This window comes from Micromonospora sp. ALFpr18c (genome assembly GCF_008868155.1).
GTDB lineage: Bacteria > Actinomycetota > Actinomycetes > Mycobacteriales > Micromonosporaceae > Micromonospora.
This window is the reverse complement of sequence record NZ_WBKR01000141.1, coordinates 1-16920: the sequence shown is the minus strand read 5'-3', so window position 1 is coordinate 16920 and position 16920 is coordinate 1. Positions and strand designations below refer to the sequence as shown.

Here is a 16920-nt window from a genome sequence, read left to right as displayed (position 1 = left end):
TGATGGCCCGGATCGAGCGACACGAACAGAAAGAGCAGAACCCCCAGCAACCCACCGGCTGCGATCACCAGCCTGCCGCACTGGCCCTGACCGCATAACCCCCGAAGGATTTACGGAGCGGACCACTTAGCGATGCAAACCGGCCGCTCAACCCGTGAGCGCACTAAGAGGTTCATGGGTTGAGCGGCCGGCGGCGGCTATCGGCGCGCCTGGCTGGGCGACCGCCGGCACCAGTCCCGGTAGGCGGTGGGGGCGATCACGGCGCCGTCGGGAGCGATGAGGGCGTCGCCGGGTACGGCGGCGAACATGCCGGCGCTGTTGTCGGTGGTGACGGTGCGCTGGTCGCCGTGGGCGGCGAGGGTGATCCGCCCCAGGTCGTCGAGGCCGAAGACGTCCGGGCCGGCGACGTTGCGGACGCCGCCCAGAGGGGCGCCCATGCTGACGTCGGCGACGGCCTGTGCCACGTCGGCGGCGGCCATCGGCTGCACTGGGGTGGCGGGCAGCCGGACGGTGTTCTCGTCGGCGGTCCAGGACAGGATCGCGTCGACGAACTCGAAGAACTGGGTGGCGCGGACGATCGAGTACGGGATGGGGCCGGCCTTGAGGAGGTCCTCCTGCAGGACCTTGGCGCGGTAGTAGGCCAGGTCGGGCACCTCGTCGACGCCGACGATGGACAGCACCACGGCGTGGCCCACGCCCGCGTTCGCGGCGGCGGCGAGCAGGTCGTCCATGGTCGTCTGGAAGAAGGCGGGGGAGGCGTCGTCGAAGGTCGGCGAGTTCGTCAGGTTGACGACGACGTCGGCGCCGGTGAGGGCGTCGGCCAGGCCCTGCCCGGTGAGGAGATCCACTCCGGTGGATGGTGAGAGCGGCACGGCGTCGTGTCCGGCCGTCTGCTCTCCGGAGCGCGGGTCTGCTCGACGTGGTCCGGGCCGTCGACGGCCCCGGCCCCACGTTCGTCTGCACGGAGATCCGCCAGCGCGGCCCGCTGTCCACCCCGGCCGCCGCCTGCACCAGCCCGTGCCCGATCGCCCGCGCCATGTGGGCGGCGGAGGACGCGTGGCGCCAGGCGCTCGCCGGGGTCACGATCGCCGACCTGGCCCGCGACGTCGACGTCGACTCCGGCCCCGAGGCCCTGGTCAGCGTCAGCGCCTGGCTCGGCGGCGACAAGGACGGTTGAGCACGGGTCAGCCCGTGTGGCGTACCTCGGTGTCCCAGATCTGCGCCCACGGACGCCGCAGCCCCCGGCACACGTAGATCGGGCCGCCGTTCTCGTCGTTGTCCACCTCGACCCGCTGGTCCACCCGCCCGGCGAGCGCGCACGCGTCGAACCAGGCGGTCAACCGGTCGGGGCGCTCCCAGCCGACGGCGACCACCACGTCCGCGTCGGCCGGCGGTCGGCCGAAGTCGGCCATGCTGTTGTGCCCCGAATAGGCGCGGGGCAGGCCACGGGCCGGACCGTACCGGGCCACGGCACCGGCCTCGCCGTAGTTGCCGGTGAGGATGACCGCTCGCGAACGCTCCTGCGCCGGCAGGCCACGATGGACGGCGGCGAGAGAGTCGGCGAACGCCGGCCAGCCGATCGTCTCAGCGGCGTCGTAGTTGACGTCGACCACGAAACCGGGCAACCGCTCGGCCGGCAGCACCGGCAGCAGCAGAACCACGGTGGGCAGGAGGAACGGCACCGCGCCCACCGCGAGCAGTCCCCGACGGAGCAGGACCGACCCGCGCGAGGCCCACGCCACCGTCACGACCGCGCCGGCGGCGGTCAGGACCAGCAGCAGCGGCGCGTCGTAGTAACCCTTGCCGCCGGCGATCAGCACGACGCCGATCACGACCAGCCAGGCCCAGCCCACCGCCCGGTACGCCCGCCACACCGGCCGGCGCAGCAGCGCGACGAGACCGGCGATCCAGATCGGCACGGCGTACGGGCTGATGATGACGAACTGGAGGACGAACGCGTCGAGGCGACCGCTGTAGGAGCTGTCGCCCTCGGAGATGGAGGCCGCCACTCCGAGCTGCGGGAAGCCGTGCGTCGCCTGCCAGATCAGGTTCGGTGTGGCCAGCAGCACGGCGACCCCGGCGGCGGCGAGCACCCACCGGTCGCGCAGCAGCCGACGCGGCCCGGCGATGAGCACCCCGGCGATGAGACCCACGGCCAGCAGGGCGGGCAGCAGCTTGTTGAGCATGCCCACGCCGAGCGCCAGCCCGATACCGAGCGCCCAACGGCTGTCACCGGTGCGCAGCAGCCGTACCGCGCACCAGGCCGCGGCCAGCCAGGCCAGCAGGTCGACGGTGGTGGTGCTGAGCAGGTGCCCGCCGGCGAGGACGATGCCGGACAACGCGGCGAGCACCGCCGCGAAACTCTGCCCGCCCCGGCCGGCGCCCAGTTCCCGGGCGATGGCGGCGACCAGGAGCACCGCCACGCCGGCGAGCACCGCCGAGGGGGTACGCAGCAGCACCAGGTTGCCCGGCGCGATCGTGTCGAGCAGCCGGGCCAGCGCCGGAACCAGCGGACCCTGGTCGACGTAGCCCCAGTCGAGGTGTCGGCCGGCGAGCAAAAAGTACAGCTCGTCGCGGTGGTAGCCGTAGCGGCCGGCGAGCAGCAGCAACGTCAGGCTGGTCGCCGCGACCGCCAGCCACGGGCCGAGCGCGCGCGGGCCGGGCTGCGGTGGCCGACCCGGTAAGGGCTGGGCCGGTTGGTGAGGTCGGTCGATGCCGATCGCGGACTCGCTCACCCGCCCATCATCGCCCCCGTGGCCACCGCGCGGGTGCCCGCGAGCCTCCGGGTGCAGGTGCCCCGGCCGGGTGCGAAGATCAGCTTCGTCACTCGGACCGGAAGGACGACATGCGATATCGCACTCTGGGCGCCACCGGCACGGTGGTGTCGACCCTGTGTCTGGGCACGATGACCTTCGGCGCCGAGACCGACGAGGCGGGCACCTTCGCGCAGCTCGACCGCTTCGTCGACGCCGGCGGGACCTTCATCGACACCGCTGACGTCTACTCCGCCGGCATCTCCGAGGAGATCGTCGGGCGGTGGCTGTCGGAACGGCCGGGCGTGCGGGACCGCCTGGTGATCGCCACCAAGGGCCGCTTCCCGATGGGTTCCGGCGCGAACGACGCCGGCCTGTCCCGGGTGCACCTCACCCGCGCCCTGGACGCCAGCCTGCGGCGGCTCCGTGTCGAGGCCGTCGACCTGTACCAGGCGCATGCCTGGGATCCGCTGACCCCGCTGCCGGAGACGCTGCGGTTCTTCGACGACGCGGTCCGCGCCGGCAAGATCCGCTACGCCGGGGTCAGCAACTTCACCGGCTGGCAGTTGCAGAAGGCGGCCCTGCTCACCCAGCACCTCAACCTCACCCCGGTGGTGACGCTGCAACCGCAGTACAACCTGCTGGCCCGCGAGATCGAGTTCGAGCTGGTGCCGGTCTGCGAGAACGAGGGCATCGGCATCCTGCCATGGTCGCCGCTGGGCGGCGGCTGGCTGACCGGCAAGTACCAGCGCGACAGCACGCCCACCGGCGCCACCCGCCTCGGTGAGAACCCGCAGCGCGGCGTCGAGGCGTACGCGGGTCGCAACGCCGACGAGCGCACCTGGCGGGTACTCGACGCGGTCGGCCAGGTCGCCGGGGAACGTGGCGTGTCCATGTCGGCGGTGGCGTTGGCCTGGCTGGCGGCCCGACCGGCGGTCACCTCGGTGATCCTCGGCGCGCGCACCATCGAGCAGCTCGACGACAACCTGACCGCCGCCGACCTGGTCCTCGACGCCGAGCAGATGCGGCTGCTGGACGAGGCGAGCGCCCCGCCCGTGGGTGACTACCCGTACGGCGGCGCGGGGGTGCGCCAGCGCGGCCGCGACCTGCCGACCGCACCGTGATCCCGTTTCCCGAGCCCACCGCGGCGGCCGGCAGTCGCAGCGAGGTCTTTCTGCGCTACCTGGACTACTTCCGGGAGTCCGTGCTGGCCAAGGTGTCGGCGTTGGACGAGACGGAGGTGCGGCGCAGCCGGCTGCCGTCGGGCTGGACGCCGCTGGAGCTGCTCACGCACCTGCGCCACGTCGAGCTGCGCTGGATCGAGTGGGGCTTTCAGGGCCGGCAGGTCGCCGAGCCGTGGGGTGACCGTCGTGGGGAGCGCTGGTACGTGGCGCCCGAGGAGACCCGCGCGGACCTGGTGGCGGCACTGCGCGCGCAGGGCGCGCACACCAGCTCCGTGGTGACGGGCCACGACCTGGCGCAGGTCGGGGCGCCGGGCCCGCGGTGGAACGGTGCCGAACCGGCGTCGCTGGAGCGTGTGCTGTTCCACCTGGTGCAGGAGTACGCCCGTCACCTCGGCCACCTCGACGTGGTCGCCGAACTCGCCGGCGGCCCGACCGGCGAGTGAGGCCAGCCGCGATACTGGGACGATGCCGCTGCTCGTCGCACCTGCCCTGCCCGCCGGGAGCGTCGGCGGGCAGGAGCAGCCCCACCTTCCGGTACGCCCCGGGTTGGCGTTGCGACCGTGGCGTGACGGCGATGCCCCGCTCGTCCGGGTCGCCTTCGACTGCCCGGACATCCAGCGGTGGCATGTGCGCCGCTTCGACGGCGACGACGAGGCGCGGGCGTGGACGGCGCAGTGGGCCGGCCGGTGGCGTGCCGAGACGGCCGCCAGCTGGGCGATCGTCGACGCCGACGACCGGCCGGTCGGTCAGGTGGGGTGGCGGGGTGTGCTGCTCAGCGAGGCGTCGGCGCACCTGTCGTACTGGGTGTTGCCCACCGCCCGTGGCCGGGGTGTCGCCGCCGCGGCGGCGCGGACGCTGACCCGGTGGAGCTTCACGCGCGCCGGGCTGCACCGGCTGGCCCTGGAGCATTCGACCGCCAACGCGGCGTCGTGCCGGGTGGCCGCGCGGGCCGGGTTCACCGTGGAGGGTGTGCTGCGCGGGTCGGTGCGGCACGCCGACGGCTGGCACGACATGCACCTGCACGCGCGGCTGCGCACCGACCCGATGTGACGCCTCAGCGGGCGGCGACAGGTTCGGCCGGTTGCGGGGTGGTCGCCGGCCAGGTGAGCCGGCGGGCGCGCCGAGGGTGAAACCCTCGGCCCGGCACCTCCGCACCCACCCCGAGCGGACAAAACGGTCAAGCCGACATGCTCAGACAGGTCGCGAAGCCTTTAGAGAGCTAGCCGACGAGGCGGCGGTTCAAGCTCGCATCCGAGCTGCAGAAGCGCGCCGCCAGGCTCGGGTGGCGGCTGCTGCTGCGAGCCGATCTCAACGGACAGTGTTTGGCAAAGCGCGGGGTGGTGGGCCTGAGGCAGGTGCTGGCGGCCGCCTTTCCCGTCTATCGAATGCGTTCCCATTTGGCCGCAACAGATGGTCGGTGACTGGGGGCCCTCGCCCTTGGTGAAGGGCTGCCCTAAGACCGTGTGTCAGTTGGGAGTGGACCCGTCCGTAGTTTCCAGACCATAAACAACTCCAGCGCTGGTCACACGGGCTGATCATGCCGGGCTCCAGACGTCCGAGCAGGGTCGCCTTGACCAGCGCTGGAGTTGTTTTTCGCGGGAAACTACCGCGCGGCCAACTGGAGGCAGGCCTGGTTGATCGCGAAGACCTGGGACGGGATCGGCCGAAGCCGGTGTTCTTGCCGGTGCGGATGCGGTAGCGCCCGGCCTCGGCGCGCCTGCACCGCCAACCCATCCGAGCCTGAGAACATTTTTCACATGGTCTCCTCCGACGCTCCGGTGCTCGTCCGCCCCGCCGCCCGCCCCGCCCTGCCCGGCGGGCCGGTCGACGTCACCGAGGCGTGGCTGCGCAACCGGCGGCTGTCCGAGCACACCCGCGACGCGTACCGGCGGGACGTCACCGGCTGGCTCACCTGGTGCGCCGGCCGCGACCTCGATCCGCTGCGGGCCACGTTCCTGCATGTCAACGAGTACGCCCGGGCGTTGGAGTCCACCATCGGGGCGCGCAGCGGCCGACCGCTGACCCCCGCCACCGTGGCGCGTCGGCTCTCCGCGCTGTCCAGCTGGTACGACTTCCTCGTCAAGCTCGGCGCGGTGCCGGCCAACCCGGTCGCCGGCGCGGACCGTCCCCGCGTCGACCGGGACCACTCGGCCACCGTCGGACTCACCCCCGAGGAGGTCGACGCGCTGCTCGGCGCCGCCGACGCGGAGACCGGCCCAACCGCCGCGCGCAACCGGGCCGCCATCGCGCTCCTCGCCGACCTGGGCCTGCGGGTCGGCGAGCTGATCTCGCTGGACCTGACCGATCTCGGCACCGAACGCGGCCACCGCAGCGTGCGCTTCGTCGGCAAGGGCGGCAAGCAGCGCCGCCGCGCCCTCACCCCCGGCACCGGGTACGCCGTGGACGCCTACCTGGCCGAACGGGCCGCCGCCACCGGCGTGCCGGTGCCGCAGCTCACCGGACCGCTGCTGGTGACCGCCAGCGGTGCCCGGCTCGACCGACACTCGGTGTTCCGGATGGTCCGCCGGCTGGCCCGCTCGGCCGGCATCCCGGCCTGGGCGAGACTGTCCCCGCACTCCCTACGCCACGCCTTCGCCACCACCGCCCGCTCCGAGGGCGTCCCTCTGGAGGATGTGCAGGACGCGATGGGGCACGCCGACCCACGGACCACCCGCCGCTACGACCGCGACCGGCACAACCTCGACCGCGATCCGGCGTACGTGGTGTGGGCGGCGCGCTCGCGGCGACGCGGCTGAGCGTCGTACCCCCTTCCCAGGGTCGGCGGATGAGACACGGTCTGGAGATCTCCGATCCGTCGCGGTGTCCACCCTCGTCGAGTTGGGCGAGCTGGCCGAGCACGCCGGGTGGGACGGCGTGTTCCTGGAGGACTATCTGATCCACTACGACGGCGACGACCGCTGACCGGCCTGCTCAGCGGCGAGCGGGTCCGTCACCGGGGCACCCACTACCGCGCCGATCAGGTGGCGCTGCGGCCGCCCCCGGTGCAGTCGCCCCGGGTGCCGGTCTGGGTCGGCGGCAGCACCCAGGCCGGCGCGGTACGACGTCGGGCGGCCCGCGCCGATGGCATCGTGCCGTACAAGCTCACCGACACCGCCGGCTGGTCCGACTTCACCCCCGACGAGGTGCACGAGCTGGTGGCTGCTCTGCCGCCGACGCGTGCCGACGGTCAACCGTTCGACGTGGCGATCGGCGGTCGACGGCGCCGACCCGACGAGCGCGCCGAGCGGGCGTACCTCGGCGAGCTGGCCGCGGCCGGCGCCACCTGGTAGCTGGAATTCGTCCCGGCGGCCGATGCGGCGACGATGCGCGCCGCGGTCGCCCGTGGCCCCCTGCGCTGACCGCCGCGTCAGCCCTTCGGGCGGGGGCAGATGCAGAACGGCTGGCCGATCGGGTCGATGAGCACCACCCACTGTTCGCCGCCGGGCTGGAACTCCGGCTTCGACGCACCGGCCGCGACGAACTCCTTCTCGGCCACCGCCGGGTCGTCGACGTAGAGGTCGAGGTGGTAGCGCTTGGCGGCGGCCGGGTCCGGCCAGGACGGTGGCTGGTAGCCCTCGACCAGCCCGAAGCCGATCGAGACGCCACCACCGCTGATCATGGCGTACTCGGTGTGCCTGTGGGTGATCTCCCAGCCCAGCACCCGGTGGTAGAACGCGGCGTGCGCGGCCGGGTCGGAGCTGTCCAGGTTGACCATCGCGAGGTCTGCGGTTGTCGTCATGCCGGCAGTCTGCCCCGGCGTACCTGCCAGCCACTGTCAGGTACGCCGGCGATTCCCGACCCGCCGCGCATCGTGGGTCAACGCACGTCGAGCGGCCACACCGACACCCGCGCGGCACTCTCGCGGCAGACCAGCCGGGCGCCGGCCCGGCGGCAGTCGGTGATCCCGGCCGGGAGGACGCCGCGCACCCGAGGGCCGTCACGACCCACCGTCGCGACCAGGGTCCGCCGCCCGTCCGCCGCCGTCCCGAACAGCACCAGCGTGTCGGTGGCACCCCGGGCGCCCGCCACCGTGCGCCACCGCTGCCCGGCCGGCCACGTCCAGGCGCGCGTCCCGGATCCCGGGTCGAACGCCCACCGGCCGCCCCGGTCCTGCGCGCAGAGCAGACCCTGACAGGCCCGCAGCGTCAGGTCACCCGCCTCGACCGGCATCCGCCAGCGCGGCACCAGGCCGGGCAGGTCGTACCCGGTCAGCGTCACCCCCGCACCACTGGGGTGGCGCAGCACCAGGTGCCCGCCGACGGCCTGCGGGTTGTCCGGGCCGTAGTCCGCAGGCGGCAACGACCCCTGCCCGTGCACCCTGCCGTCACGCGCGTCGAGCAGCCGGGCCAGCCCGTCGTCCTGCACCAGCAGCACCCGCGCGGGCGAATCGGGCAGCACCTCCAGCACGGCCGTCGAGGGCACCGGCACCGACCACCGGGTGGCGCCGGTGCCGGCGTCGACGCCATGCACCACCCCCTCCACCCGCCGCCCCGGCTCGGACGCGCTGCGCACCTCGCTGACCGCCACCGCCGTGTCGCCGACCGCGTACACCCGCTCGGGTCGCCGCCACAGCGGCAGGCCGGTCCGCACCGACCGGGCCGTCGTCGCCGACGCCCGGCGCAGCTGGTCGCGTTCGGTGATCAGCAGGAGGTCGCCGGCGGTCTCGGCGGACCATCCGGTGGCCGGCGACATGCCGACCCGCCACCGTGGCGTGCGGTACGACGCCGCCGTGTCGTACGCGCTCAGCGTCGGCGGGTCGGCCCCCGGATCGACGAGCAGCAACAGCGGGCCCGCGCTGAGCAGGATCGCCCGGCTCGGCAGTGCCGGCCCCACCTGGGCGCTCAGCCGCGCCGGCGCGGCGGCACCGCCGAGCAGGGCACACATCGCCAGCAGCAGCGCCACCCGCCAGCGCGGCGACGGCCCGGCCGGCGGCCGGTGCTCGTCGTCCGGGGGCGCACCCCGGGTGTCGCCCAACTCGATCAGCACCGACACGGGTGCCCGCCCTCCGCTCGCGCCGGCCGTTCAGCAGAGCAGGTCCAGGTGGTGGTGGGCGTCCTCGGCGATCTCCTCGTGCCGCAGCCAGCGTCGCGCCCACAGCCGGGCGGCCAGCTCCGCCTGCTCGTCACCCCAGGCGGCGTGCTCGACGAGCAGGGCGGTGGTCAGCGCGTACGACAGGCGCAGCGCCAGCCCACGGGCACCCGCGACGACCGCCTCGGCGCCCGCGTCGGCGGTCACCGCGGCGATGGTGTCCCGCAGCTGCGCGGTCGCCACGGCCAGCGTGTCGGCCAGCGCCGGCGACAGCGGCCGGGCCAGGTCCACGGCGGCGGCGAGCCGGCTCAGCAGCGGCGCCCCCGCGTCCTCCCGGGTCAACGCGCGCAGCACGTCCAGGGCCAGCACGTTCGTGGTGCCCTCCCAGATCGGCAGCACCTGCGCGTCGCGCAGCAGCCGGGGCACCCCGGTGTCCTCCACGTAGCCGGCCCCGCCGAAGCTCTCCACGTACTCGCTGGCCGAGCCGACGGCGAGCCGGCCGGTGGCGAGCTTCGCCAGCGGTGCCACGATGCGCAGCTCCGCCGCGGCCGCCGGATCGGCGCCCACCTCGACGCGTCCGAGCAGCGCGAACGCGTGCCCGGCCAGGGCGAACGCACCCGCCGCGTCGACCGCGAGGGTGCCCAGGGTGGCCCGGTGCAGTGGCGAGGACGCCAGCGCGCCGCCCGCGACGTGCCGCACGTCGGCGTACGCCCGGGCGTAGGCGAGACCGCGGCGCATCCCACCGGCCGCCGCCGCGGCGTTGTGCACCCGGGTCACCACGACCAGGGTCATCGCCCGGACCAGGCCGGGCACCGCCGGGTCGCCCAGCGGCAGCGCGTACACGTCGTGCAGGCCGATCTCGGCCGTCGGCAACGCCCGCGTGCCGAGCTTGTCCTTGAGCCGGTGCACGGTGACACCCGGCGCCGGCGCGTCGGCGGCGGCCCCGTCGGCCAGGGGAGAGTCGGCCGCGTAGCGGGGCACCAGGAACGGGGCGAGCACCCGGCTGCCCCGTCCGGCGCCGTCGGGTCGGGCCAACGCCACCGCCATCGCCGCGTCCGCGGCCGAGCAGAACCACTTCTGGCCGGTCAGCCGCCACGACCCGTCGGCGGCGGGCCGGCCGACGGTGCTGGATCGGCCCAGGTCGGAGCCGCCCTGCGACTCGGTCATCCACTGCCCGCTGGTGATCGCCGTGGCCGGGTCCGTGGCGATCAGCCGGGGCAGCCACGCGTCGCGGACCACGGCGTCGACGTCGGGCATGCTGAGCAGCGCCGCCGCACCGTCGGCCATCGCCACCGGGCAGGAGAACGTCGCCGACTCCGGGCCGTACAGGTGCAGCAGGGCGTGCTGGACGACCCGCGCGGCGGCGCCCCAGGTGCCGCGCGCGTCCGGCAGGTAGGGCAACGCGACCACGGCGTGCCGGGCGGCGGCGGCCCGCTGCGCCTGCCAGCCGGCGGACGTGTCGATGCGGTCGATCCGGGCGCCCCACGGGTCGTAGCGGACCAGCGTCGGCGGGTGCGCCTCGGCGTCGGCGTGCGCCGCGCGCAGCGGCCCGCTGACGTCGGCCGCCAGGTCGGCGAGGCGGCCCTTCGCGGCGGCGTGCCCGGCCGGGCCGAGGTGACGTTCCAGCCAGGACCGCAGCAGGGTGTCGTCGGCGTACGGGTCGGCGGGGGGTGGTACCGGCTGCACGAAGCGGTTCATCGATCGGCTCCTGGCACTGCTCGGGGGTGTGCGCCGACGGTAGACGATCCGTGGCCGGTCCGAACAGGGCGCACCGGCGCACCGGATTTCTGACTTGTCCCGCTGCGGCGTGATGGTGTTCTCTACGGTCGGTAGTCGTGGGTGCCGGCCAGTCGTGGAGCCGACCGGCCCGGCGGACCCGTCCGATGCGTACCGGGCTGGCGTTCGCCGGGTTCGGCGTGGCGCTGTGCTGCGTCGGGGTGGCGGGGCTGGCCGCCTGGAACCTGCAGACGGTTCGTGGGGCCGCCGGCCCGATCCGGGAGACCGCGGACGGTTTCCTCAACGAGGTGACCCTCGGCGACACCACCGGCGCGTACGACCGGTTGTGCAAGGACGCGCGCAGCCGCTGGAGCGCGATCGGTTTCACCAGCTGGGTGCGTACCCCGCCGATGGTCACCGACTACGAGATCACCGACGTGTCGGTGGCCACCAGGAGCGGGCGCCCGCACGGCACGGTGACGGTGACGGTGACCCGCGACGGCGGGATCAGCGAGGAGCGCCGCCTGCCGGTGGTCCGTGAGGGTGGCGACTGGCGGGTGTGCGGTGACCCGTTCTGACCCGCCGGTCCGCGAGCATTGCCGGGGCTGGTGTGGCACGCAAGAAGCCCCCGGCCTGCGCCGGGGGCTCTGCGGTCGGTCGGTCAGCGAGCGGTCTTCGCCATCGCGACGAAGCCGCGCCACGACGCGGGGGTGAAGGAAAGGGTGCCGCCGTCACGGTTCTTGGTGTCGCGGACGAGGACGACGCCCGGGAGGTTGTCGGCGACCTCGACGCAGTCACCGCCGTTGCCGCCGCTCTTTGTGCTCTTACGCCACTGCGCGCCGGTCATGTCCATGATGCTGCCGCTTCTCTGAGAAATTCCAAGGAGCGCCCTCGGGGAAGTGCCTCGCCTCGAATGCGTTCCCAACGTCGTTCGAGCGTAACAAGATCTGCCGGCTGGTCGAGGATCTGAGCGCGTGCCGGGCTGTCGACGTGTGCCACCCGGCTCCCGTCCGGCATGTCCGCGATCGTGAAGGGACCGTCCAGCCCGGGGTAGCTGGGGGCGTCGGCCGGCACGATGTGAAGCTGAACGGTCCCCCGTTCGGCGTAGGCGAGCAGGTGCGCGAGCTGGGCAGCCATGAGGGCGCGATCATCGCCGACCCGACGGCTGAGCACTCCGGCGTCGAGCACGGCGACCAGCAGAGGTCCACCGTCGCGGGTCAGGATCGATTGCCGGCTCACGCGCGCTTCGGCTAGCTCGGCGACCTTGTCTGCCGCCAGCACGCCGCCAGCCAGGGTCGCGCGGGCGTACGCCTCGGTTTGCAGCAGACCGGGTATCCACGCGAGTTGAAAGGCCCGCAACGTCACCGCCTCGCGTTCGATGTCGACCCAGGGCCGGAACCAGACCGGTTCCCGTCGCGTCATCACCTCCGGCCACAGGTCGGCTACGTCCCGGCTGAGCACCCGCGCCACGTCGGCGCGGTGCCGGCTGCGCGGCGTGCGTCCCGGGTTGGCCCAACGCGCGGCGGTCTTCGGATCGACTCCCACCTGACCTGCGAGGCTTTCAGCGGTTACTCCCGCCTCAGCCATCGCGGCGATGAGTCCCTGATTCATCGCGTCCCCTCCTGACGTCCCGAACGTCCCAGAGGAACCCTGCTACGGAGTGTATGCGTACCGCAACCCCTGGCAAGGTTCTTTGTAGACGACGTGACTGACGGTAAGGGGCCCCTGTCCGCGGGCGCGTCGTGACCGGGGGCCCGGCTGGCACGACGGCGAGCACCGAGGCCGGGCCCCCTTCCCGACCACACGCAGGGGGACAGCCGTGCCGCAAGCGCCGAAGCCCGCAGAACCCGAGAAGCCGGAACCGCCGAGCCTCCCGCCGGAACACCCGATCGGGTTTCCCGTTCCACCGTTGCCGCGACCCGATCGGGTGTTCCGCAACCTCGCCCCTGCGCACCGCTGGGTCACCGGATGACGGCGGCCGCGCGAGCACACCATCCCGGTCTGCCGCACTGGCGGTGCCGGCGCTGCGGTGCCCCCTGGCCGTGTTCGCCCGCACGCCTGTCGCTGCTCTCCCGCTGGCACGGCGACCGTGTCGGGATGGTGCTGATGCTGACGACCCTGCTCGATGAGGCGTACACCGACGCGGTGAAGCTGGGTTTGACGCCCGACCCGGCGGCGTACGTCGAACGGTTCCTGCAATGGGTCCGTCCGCGCGGCGACGGCGGCGGGAGTGGTCAGACGCGGGGGCCGAGGTCGCCGCTGCGGTAGTGCCGGCGGCACAGCACCTGGTAGCGCACGTCGGCGGTGTCGACGGTATCGCCGATGACGACCTGGGCGCCCTCGCGGACCACCCGACCGTCGACGACGCGGGCGTTGAGCAGCCCCTCCCGGCCGCACCAGCAGAGCACCTCGACCTGGATGCGGGCCACCTCGTCGGCCAGCTCGAACAGACGCTGCGCGGCGGGGAACAGGCTGGAGCGGAAGTCGGTGGCCAGGCCGAACGCGAACACATCCACGTCGTAGCTGTCGACCAGCTCGGCCATCTGCTCGACGTGCTCGACGGTGTAGAAGCACGCCTCGTCGCAGATGAGGTAGTCGACGCGTACCCCGTCGGCCCACCGGCCCCGCACGAGAGCCCGCAGGTCCAGGTCGTCGGTGACCTCGATGGCCTCGTGGGCCAGGCCGATGCGGGTGGTGACCTGCGGGCCCAGCGACCGGTCGATGCGGGTGGTGACCAGCCCGCGGCGGCCCTGCCGGGCGTGGTTGTAGTTCATCTGCAACGCCATCGTGGACTTGCCACAGTCCATCGGCCCCCAGAAGAACTTCAACGCCGCCGCGTGCACCGGACGCCCGTCAAGACCGCGTGCCGCCGCGCACCCCGCCGGAGCGTGCGGCTGGCCGGGGAACGGGTGGGCCAGGCAGGTCGGGGCGGCAGCGGCGTCGTCAGTCACGGTCGGGCAGCCTAGCCGATCGACCGTGCCTGATCTGTCGGGTGCGGGATGCGTGCTCAGAGCACCCGGGGTGGCGTGTTGCCGGCCGCGACGATGGCCCGGCGGATCGGCACGGCCGCCAGGAGCAGGAACCCGACCACGAAGAAGATCAGCAGCGAGACCAGGCCCACCCGGTAGGAGGCGGTGAGTTGGAACACCAGCCCGAAGGCGAGTGGCCCGAGCCAACTGGTGCCCTTGTCGCTGATCTCGTAGAAGCCGTAGTACTCGCCCTCCTTGCCGGCGGGGATGAGCTGGCTGAACAGTGACCGGCTCAGCGCCTGGCTGCCGCCGAGGACCAGGCCGATGGCCGCGCCGAGGACCATGAACGGCACCGGCGCCTCGGCGGGAAGCCGGAACGCGGCGATGATCACACCGGTCCAGAGAACCAGGCTGAGCAGCACGGTCTTCCACGCGCCGATGCGCCGGGCCAGCGCGCCGAGACTCAACGCGCCGCCGAATGCGAGGAACTGCACCAGCAGGATCGTGACGATCAGGGTGCTCTGCTCCAGCCGCAGCTCTTCGGTGCCGTACTGGCTGGCCAGGGTGATGACGGTCTGGATGCCGTCGTTGTAGACCAGGAACGCCAGCAGGAAGAACAGCGTCAGCGGGTACGCCTTGATCTCGCGCAGGGTGCGGCCCAGTTGCCGGAACCCGTCGAGGAGCACGTTGCCCCGCTGCCCCAGGGCCGCCTCCGCGCTGGGGCGTTCCCGCAGCCAGCGCAGCGGCACCAGGGTGAACACCGCCCACCACACCCCGGCGGAGACGATCGACCAGCGGGCCAGGTCCAGGGTGCGCTGCGGGTTGTCGTCCTCGCTGAACCGGGTGACCGCGACCAGGTTGAACGCCAGCAGCAGCCCGCCGCCCAGGTAGCCCAGCGCCCAGCCGCGACTGGAGATGCCGTCGCGCTCGTCGGGGCCGCCGAGCTGCGGCAGGAACGAGTTGTACACCACGATCGCGGCGCCGAAGGAGATATTGGCGATCAGGAAGAGCGCGCCACCGAGCAGGTAGCGGTCGCCGGTCACGAAGGCCATCGCGATGGTCGCGCCGGCACCGGTGAACGCGGTGCCGCCGAGCAGCCGCTTCTTGTGCGCCGACCGGTCCGCGATCGCCCCGATCACCGGCAGCACGAACACGGTGAGGAACACCGACAGCGAGATCAGGTACGGGTAGTACGACCCCGCCGCCACCCGGATGCCCAGCGGGTGCACGTACCCGTCGCAGGTGTCCGCGCCCAGCTCGCACCCGGCGGCCAGCTCGGCGACGGTGGTGATGAACGGGCCCAGGAACACCGTGATGACGGTGGTCTGGAACGCCGAGTTGGCCCAGTCGTAGATGTACCAGCCGCGCCGCTCCCGGCGAGTGCTCGCCGGAGGCGGGGTGTCGTGCACCGTGGGGGTCACGGTCTCGGCCATCGGGGGTCCTTGATGGTCAGGCGGCCCAGTGGCCGCGGCTGCGGTAGACGTCGCGCAGCACGCCGACGTGATCGGTCATGATGCCATCCACGCCACGATCCAGTAAGTCGTGCATCTGGGCGGGTTCGTCGATCGTCCAGACGTGCACCTGCAGGCCGAGGCGGTGGCAGTAGTCGAGGAACCGGCGGTCCACCACGGGCACCCGCCCGTAGCGCGGGGGCACCTGCGCGGCGACCACCGAGGGGGGCAGGCGCAGCGGACGTCCGTGCAGGGAGGCCAGCCGCAGCCGGGCGACCCCGCGCATGCCGAGGCTGGTGGCGACCCGTCCCTCGGTGAGGGCGCGCAGCCGGGTCAGCCGGGCGTCGCTGAACGAGGCGAGCAGCACCCGGTCGGCGGCGCCGACCTGGGTCACGGTGGCGACCGTCGGCTCGACGCCGCCGTCGGCCTTCACGTCGATGTTGAAGCGGACCCGCGGCCAGGCGCCCAGCACCTCGTCGAGGCGGGGTACGACGGCAGCACCGCCGACGCGTACCGAGGCGAGGTCGGCCCAGCGCAGGTCGGCGATGCGCCCCGGTTCGCCGGTGACCCGCGCGAGAGTCGGGTCGTGGAAGATCACCGCGACGCCGTCGGCGGTGGCGTGCACGTCGGTCTCCACGTACCGGTAGCCGAGCCCGATGGCGCGGGCGAACGCCTCGGTGGTGTTCTCGTCGCCGTCTGCGGCGCCGCCACGGTGGGCGAACGCCAGCGGCGCGGGCGCGTCGAGGTAGCCGAATCGGGTCAGCACGCGCGCAGTATGCCTGCCGCCGGTGGAGGCCGGGTGACCTCCCGGCGACTTTCGTCGTCCGGCGTGACGACGTTCAGGCCAGCCAGCCGCCGGTCATCCGGGCCACCGCGGAGCCGTCGAGGTCGGCGAGCTTGACGCCGACGAACTGCCGGGCGCCGTCGGAGGTCTGCACCCGCACCGGCGGCGTCGGGTCGGTCAGGGTGGCGACCACCACCGCAGCGGCGTCGGCCGCGGACTGCGCGGCGGCGAACGCCTGCCCGGTGCGGGCGAGGTACGCGCGCAGCGCCGGCCCGTACACCCCGGCGGCGGCGCTGGCGGCGTCGGAGTCGATGCCGATGTTGGCGACGAACTCGCTGGCCACCGCGCCCGGCTCGACGACGGTGACGCGTACCCCGGTGGTGGCGGCGAGCGGGGCGAGGGACTCCATGTACCCCTCGACGGCGAACTTCGCGGCGCAGTACGCCTCGTTGAACGGCTGCCCGACGATCCCGCCGACGCTGGAGACGGTGATCAGGCGGCCCCGGCTGGCCCGCAGGTGCGCCAGGGCGGCCCGGCTGACGTGCAGGACCCCGAAGAAGTTGACCTCCATGACGGCCCGCACGTCGTCGACGGTGTCCTGTTCCAGGGTGCCGACATGCCCGGCGCCGGCGTTGTTGACCACCGCGTCGAGCCGCCCGTACGTGCCGACGACCTCCTCGACGCAGGCGCTCACCGAGTCGGGGTCGGTCACGTCGAGGCGGCGTACGTCGATCAGGTCGGCGACCCCGGCGGCGTCGGCGGCGGCGCGCAGCCGCTCGGCGCGGCCGACGTCGCGCATGGTGGCGACGCTGCGCCAGCCGGCGCGGGCGCAGCCGAGTGCGATCTCCAGCCCGATGCCGGTGGACGTGCCGGTGATCAGCACCGTCTGCTCGCTCATGATCTCCTGCTTTCCTGCCCGGGCGGCTGCGCGTGACCTCTGGTGAGGGTCACCGCATGGTATGGCCGGGGCTGGCGTCGGGTGCCGGGAGATGCCCGGCACCCACCCGATCGCGGGGGCGGCGGGGTGCTGGTTCA

Annotated in this window: 19 protein-coding genes; 8 read left to right on the top strand and 11 right to left on the bottom strand. The window is 73.4% G+C overall.

Annotated features, from left to right (window positions below; translation table 11 throughout):
• Positions 1-197 precede the first annotated feature (197 nt).
• Positions 198-848 carry an SDR family oxidoreductase gene (locus F8271_RS22190; protein WP_225854686.1) on the bottom strand — a complete coding sequence of 217 codons (651 nt, stop codon included), beginning with the start codon at positions 846-848 and terminating at the stop codon, positions 198-200.
• An 8-nt stretch (positions 849-856) separates the two neighbouring features.
• Between F8271_RS22190 and F8271_RS22185 the strand changes: the two genes are divergently transcribed.
• The gene (locus F8271_RS22185; RefSeq protein WP_192580403.1) at positions 857-1177 is read left to right on the top strand and encodes an Rrf2 family transcriptional regulator; all 321 of its coding nucleotides are present in this window, start codon (positions 857-859) and stop codon (positions 1175-1177) included.
• A 7-nt stretch (positions 1178-1184) separates the two neighbouring features.
• Here the strand turns inward: F8271_RS22185 and F8271_RS22180 are convergent, their stop codons facing one another.
• A complete protein-coding gene (locus F8271_RS22180; RefSeq protein ID WP_151491748.1) occupies positions 1185-2735 on the bottom strand; it encodes a glycosyltransferase family 39 protein in 1551 nt (516 codons plus the stop codon).
• A gap of 110 nt (positions 2736-2845) precedes the next feature.
• Between F8271_RS22180 and F8271_RS22175 the strand changes: the two genes are divergently transcribed.
• From F8271_RS22175 to F8271_RS22155, 5 genes are all read left to right on the top strand, one after another.
• Positions 2846-3877 (top strand): aldo/keto reductase, encoded by a 1032-nt coding sequence (locus tag F8271_RS22175; RefSeq protein WP_151491747.1) that lies wholly within the window; start codon positions 2846-2848, stop codon positions 3875-3877.
• On the top strand, positions 3874-4380 hold the full coding sequence (locus F8271_RS22170; RefSeq protein ID WP_151491746.1) for a DUF664 domain-containing protein: 507 nt from the start codon (positions 3874-3876) through the stop codon (positions 4378-4380). Before F8271_RS22175 ends, F8271_RS22170 begins: the two co-directional genes overlap by 4 nt.
• A 22-nt stretch (positions 4381-4402) precedes the next feature.
• Entirely contained in the window at positions 4403-4987 is a 585-nt protein-coding gene (locus tag F8271_RS22165) for a GNAT family N-acetyltransferase (RefSeq protein WP_151491745.1), read from the top strand.
• Between the two features lie 707 nt (positions 4988-5694).
• Positions 5695-6693 (top strand): tyrosine-type recombinase/integrase, encoded by a 999-nt coding sequence (locus F8271_RS22160; RefSeq protein WP_151491744.1) that lies wholly within the window; start codon positions 5695-5697, stop codon positions 6691-6693.
• A gap of 225 nt (positions 6694-6918) precedes the next feature.
• A complete protein-coding gene (locus F8271_RS22155) occupies positions 6919-7227 on the top strand; it encodes a hypothetical protein (protein WP_255473720.1) in 309 nt (102 codons plus the stop codon).
• Positions 7228-7304: 77 nt separating this feature from the next.
• Here F8271_RS22155 and F8271_RS22150 read toward each other — a convergent pair whose 3' ends face one another.
• The 3 genes from F8271_RS22150 to F8271_RS22140 form a co-directional block, all read right to left on the bottom strand.
• Positions 7305-7676, bottom strand: a complete 372-nt coding sequence (locus F8271_RS22150; protein WP_151491742.1) for a VOC family protein — start codon at positions 7674-7676, stop codon at positions 7305-7307.
• A 77-nt stretch (positions 7677-7753) separates the two neighbouring features.
• Entirely contained in the window at positions 7754-8929 is a 1176-nt protein-coding gene (locus F8271_RS22145; protein WP_151491741.1) for a hypothetical protein, read from the bottom strand.
• Positions 8930-8959: 30 nt separating this feature from the next.
• Positions 8960-10663 (bottom strand): acyl-CoA dehydrogenase family protein, encoded by a 1704-nt coding sequence (locus tag F8271_RS22140; RefSeq protein ID WP_151491740.1) that lies wholly within the window; start codon positions 10661-10663, stop codon positions 8960-8962.
• A 137-nt stretch (positions 10664-10800) separates the two neighbouring features.
• Here F8271_RS22140 and F8271_RS22135 point away from each other — a divergent pair, with 137 nt between their 5' ends.
• Positions 10801-11259 (top strand): hypothetical protein, encoded by a 459-nt coding sequence (locus F8271_RS22135; protein ID WP_370461945.1) that lies wholly within the window; start codon positions 10801-10803, stop codon positions 11257-11259.
• An 83-nt stretch (positions 11260-11342) separates the two neighbouring features.
• Here F8271_RS22135 and F8271_RS22130 read toward each other — a convergent pair whose 3' ends face one another.
• Both F8271_RS22130 and F8271_RS22125 read right to left on the bottom strand, forming a co-directional pair.
• A complete protein-coding gene (locus F8271_RS22130; protein ID WP_151491739.1) occupies positions 11343-11528 on the bottom strand; it encodes a DUF397 domain-containing protein in 186 nt (61 codons plus the stop codon).
• Positions 11525-12292, bottom strand: a complete 768-nt coding sequence (locus F8271_RS22125) for a DUF5753 domain-containing protein (RefSeq protein WP_151491738.1) — start codon at positions 12290-12292, stop codon at positions 11525-11527. The genes F8271_RS22130 and F8271_RS22125 overlap by 4 nt, the downstream gene beginning before the upstream one ends.
• 486 nt (positions 12293-12778) lie before the next feature.
• Between F8271_RS22125 and F8271_RS32515 the strand changes: the two genes are divergently transcribed.
• Positions 12779-12949, top strand: a complete 171-nt coding sequence (locus F8271_RS32515; protein WP_192580401.1) for a hypothetical protein — start codon at positions 12779-12781, stop codon at positions 12947-12949.
• On the opposite strand, the gene F8271_RS22115 is transcribed toward F8271_RS32515, so the two are convergent.
• The 4 genes from F8271_RS22115 to F8271_RS22100 form a co-directional block, all read right to left on the bottom strand.
• Positions 12916-13632 (bottom strand): thymidine kinase, encoded by a 717-nt coding sequence (locus F8271_RS22115; protein WP_151491737.1) that lies wholly within the window; start codon positions 13630-13632, stop codon positions 12916-12918. The two genes, F8271_RS32515 and F8271_RS22115, sit on opposite strands and share 34 nt — an antisense overlap.
• 56 nt (positions 13633-13688) lie before the next feature.
• Complete coding sequence (locus F8271_RS22110; RefSeq protein ID WP_151491736.1) at positions 13689-15083, bottom strand: MFS transporter; 1395 nt, start codon at positions 15081-15083, stop codon at positions 13689-13691.
• Between the two features lie 16 nt (positions 15084-15099).
• The gene (locus F8271_RS22105) at positions 15100-15867 is read right to left on the bottom strand and encodes a glycerophosphodiester phosphodiesterase (RefSeq protein ID WP_151491735.1); all 768 of its coding nucleotides are present in this window, start codon (positions 15865-15867) and stop codon (positions 15100-15102) included.
• 73 nt (positions 15868-15940) lie between these two features.
• On the bottom strand, positions 15941-16783 hold the full coding sequence (locus tag F8271_RS22100) for an SDR family NAD(P)-dependent oxidoreductase (protein WP_151491734.1): 843 nt from the start codon (positions 16781-16783) through the stop codon (positions 15941-15943).
• Positions 16784-16920: the final 137 nt, after the last annotated feature.

What these genes read in the sequence shown, in the direction of transcription:
- F8271_RS22175 (WP_151491747.1), top strand. Translation starts at nt 2,846, where the DNA reads ATGCGATATCGCACTCTGGGCGCCACCGGCACGGTGGTGTCGACCCTG.
- F8271_RS32515 (WP_192580401.1), top strand. Translation starts at nt 12,779, where the DNA reads ATGGTGCTGATGCTGACGACCCTGCTCGATGAGGCGTACACCGACGCG.
- F8271_RS22130 (WP_151491739.1), bottom strand. Translation starts at nt 11,528, where the DNA reads ATGACCGGCGCGCAGTGGCGTAAGAGCACAAAGAGCGGCGGCAACGGC.
- F8271_RS22110 (WP_151491736.1), bottom strand. Translation starts at nt 15,083, where the DNA reads ATGGCCGAGACCGTGACCCCCACGGTGCACGACACCCCGCCTCCGGCG.
- F8271_RS22165 (WP_151491745.1), top strand. Translation starts at nt 4,403, where the DNA reads ATGCCGCTGCTCGTCGCACCTGCCCTGCCCGCCGGGAGCGTCGGCGGG.
- F8271_RS22160 (WP_151491744.1), top strand. Translation starts at nt 5,695, where the DNA reads ATGGTCTCCTCCGACGCTCCGGTGCTCGTCCGCCCCGCCGCCCGCCCC.
- F8271_RS22125 (WP_151491738.1), bottom strand. Translation starts at nt 12,292, where the DNA reads ATGAATCAGGGACTCATCGCCGCGATGGCTGAGGCGGGAGTAACCGCT.
- F8271_RS22150 (WP_151491742.1), bottom strand. Translation starts at nt 7,676, where the DNA reads ATGACGACAACCGCAGACCTCGCGATGGTCAACCTGGACAGCTCCGAC.
- F8271_RS22140 (WP_151491740.1), bottom strand. Translation starts at nt 10,663, where the DNA reads ATGAACCGCTTCGTGCAGCCGGTACCACCCCCCGCCGACCCGTACGCC.
- F8271_RS22185 (WP_192580403.1), top strand. Translation starts at nt 857, where the DNA reads ATGGTGAGAGCGGCACGGCGTCGTGTCCGGCCGTCTGCTCTCCGGAGC.
- F8271_RS22100 (WP_151491734.1), bottom strand. Translation starts at nt 16,783, where the DNA reads ATGAGCGAGCAGACGGTGCTGATCACCGGCACGTCCACCGGCATCGGG.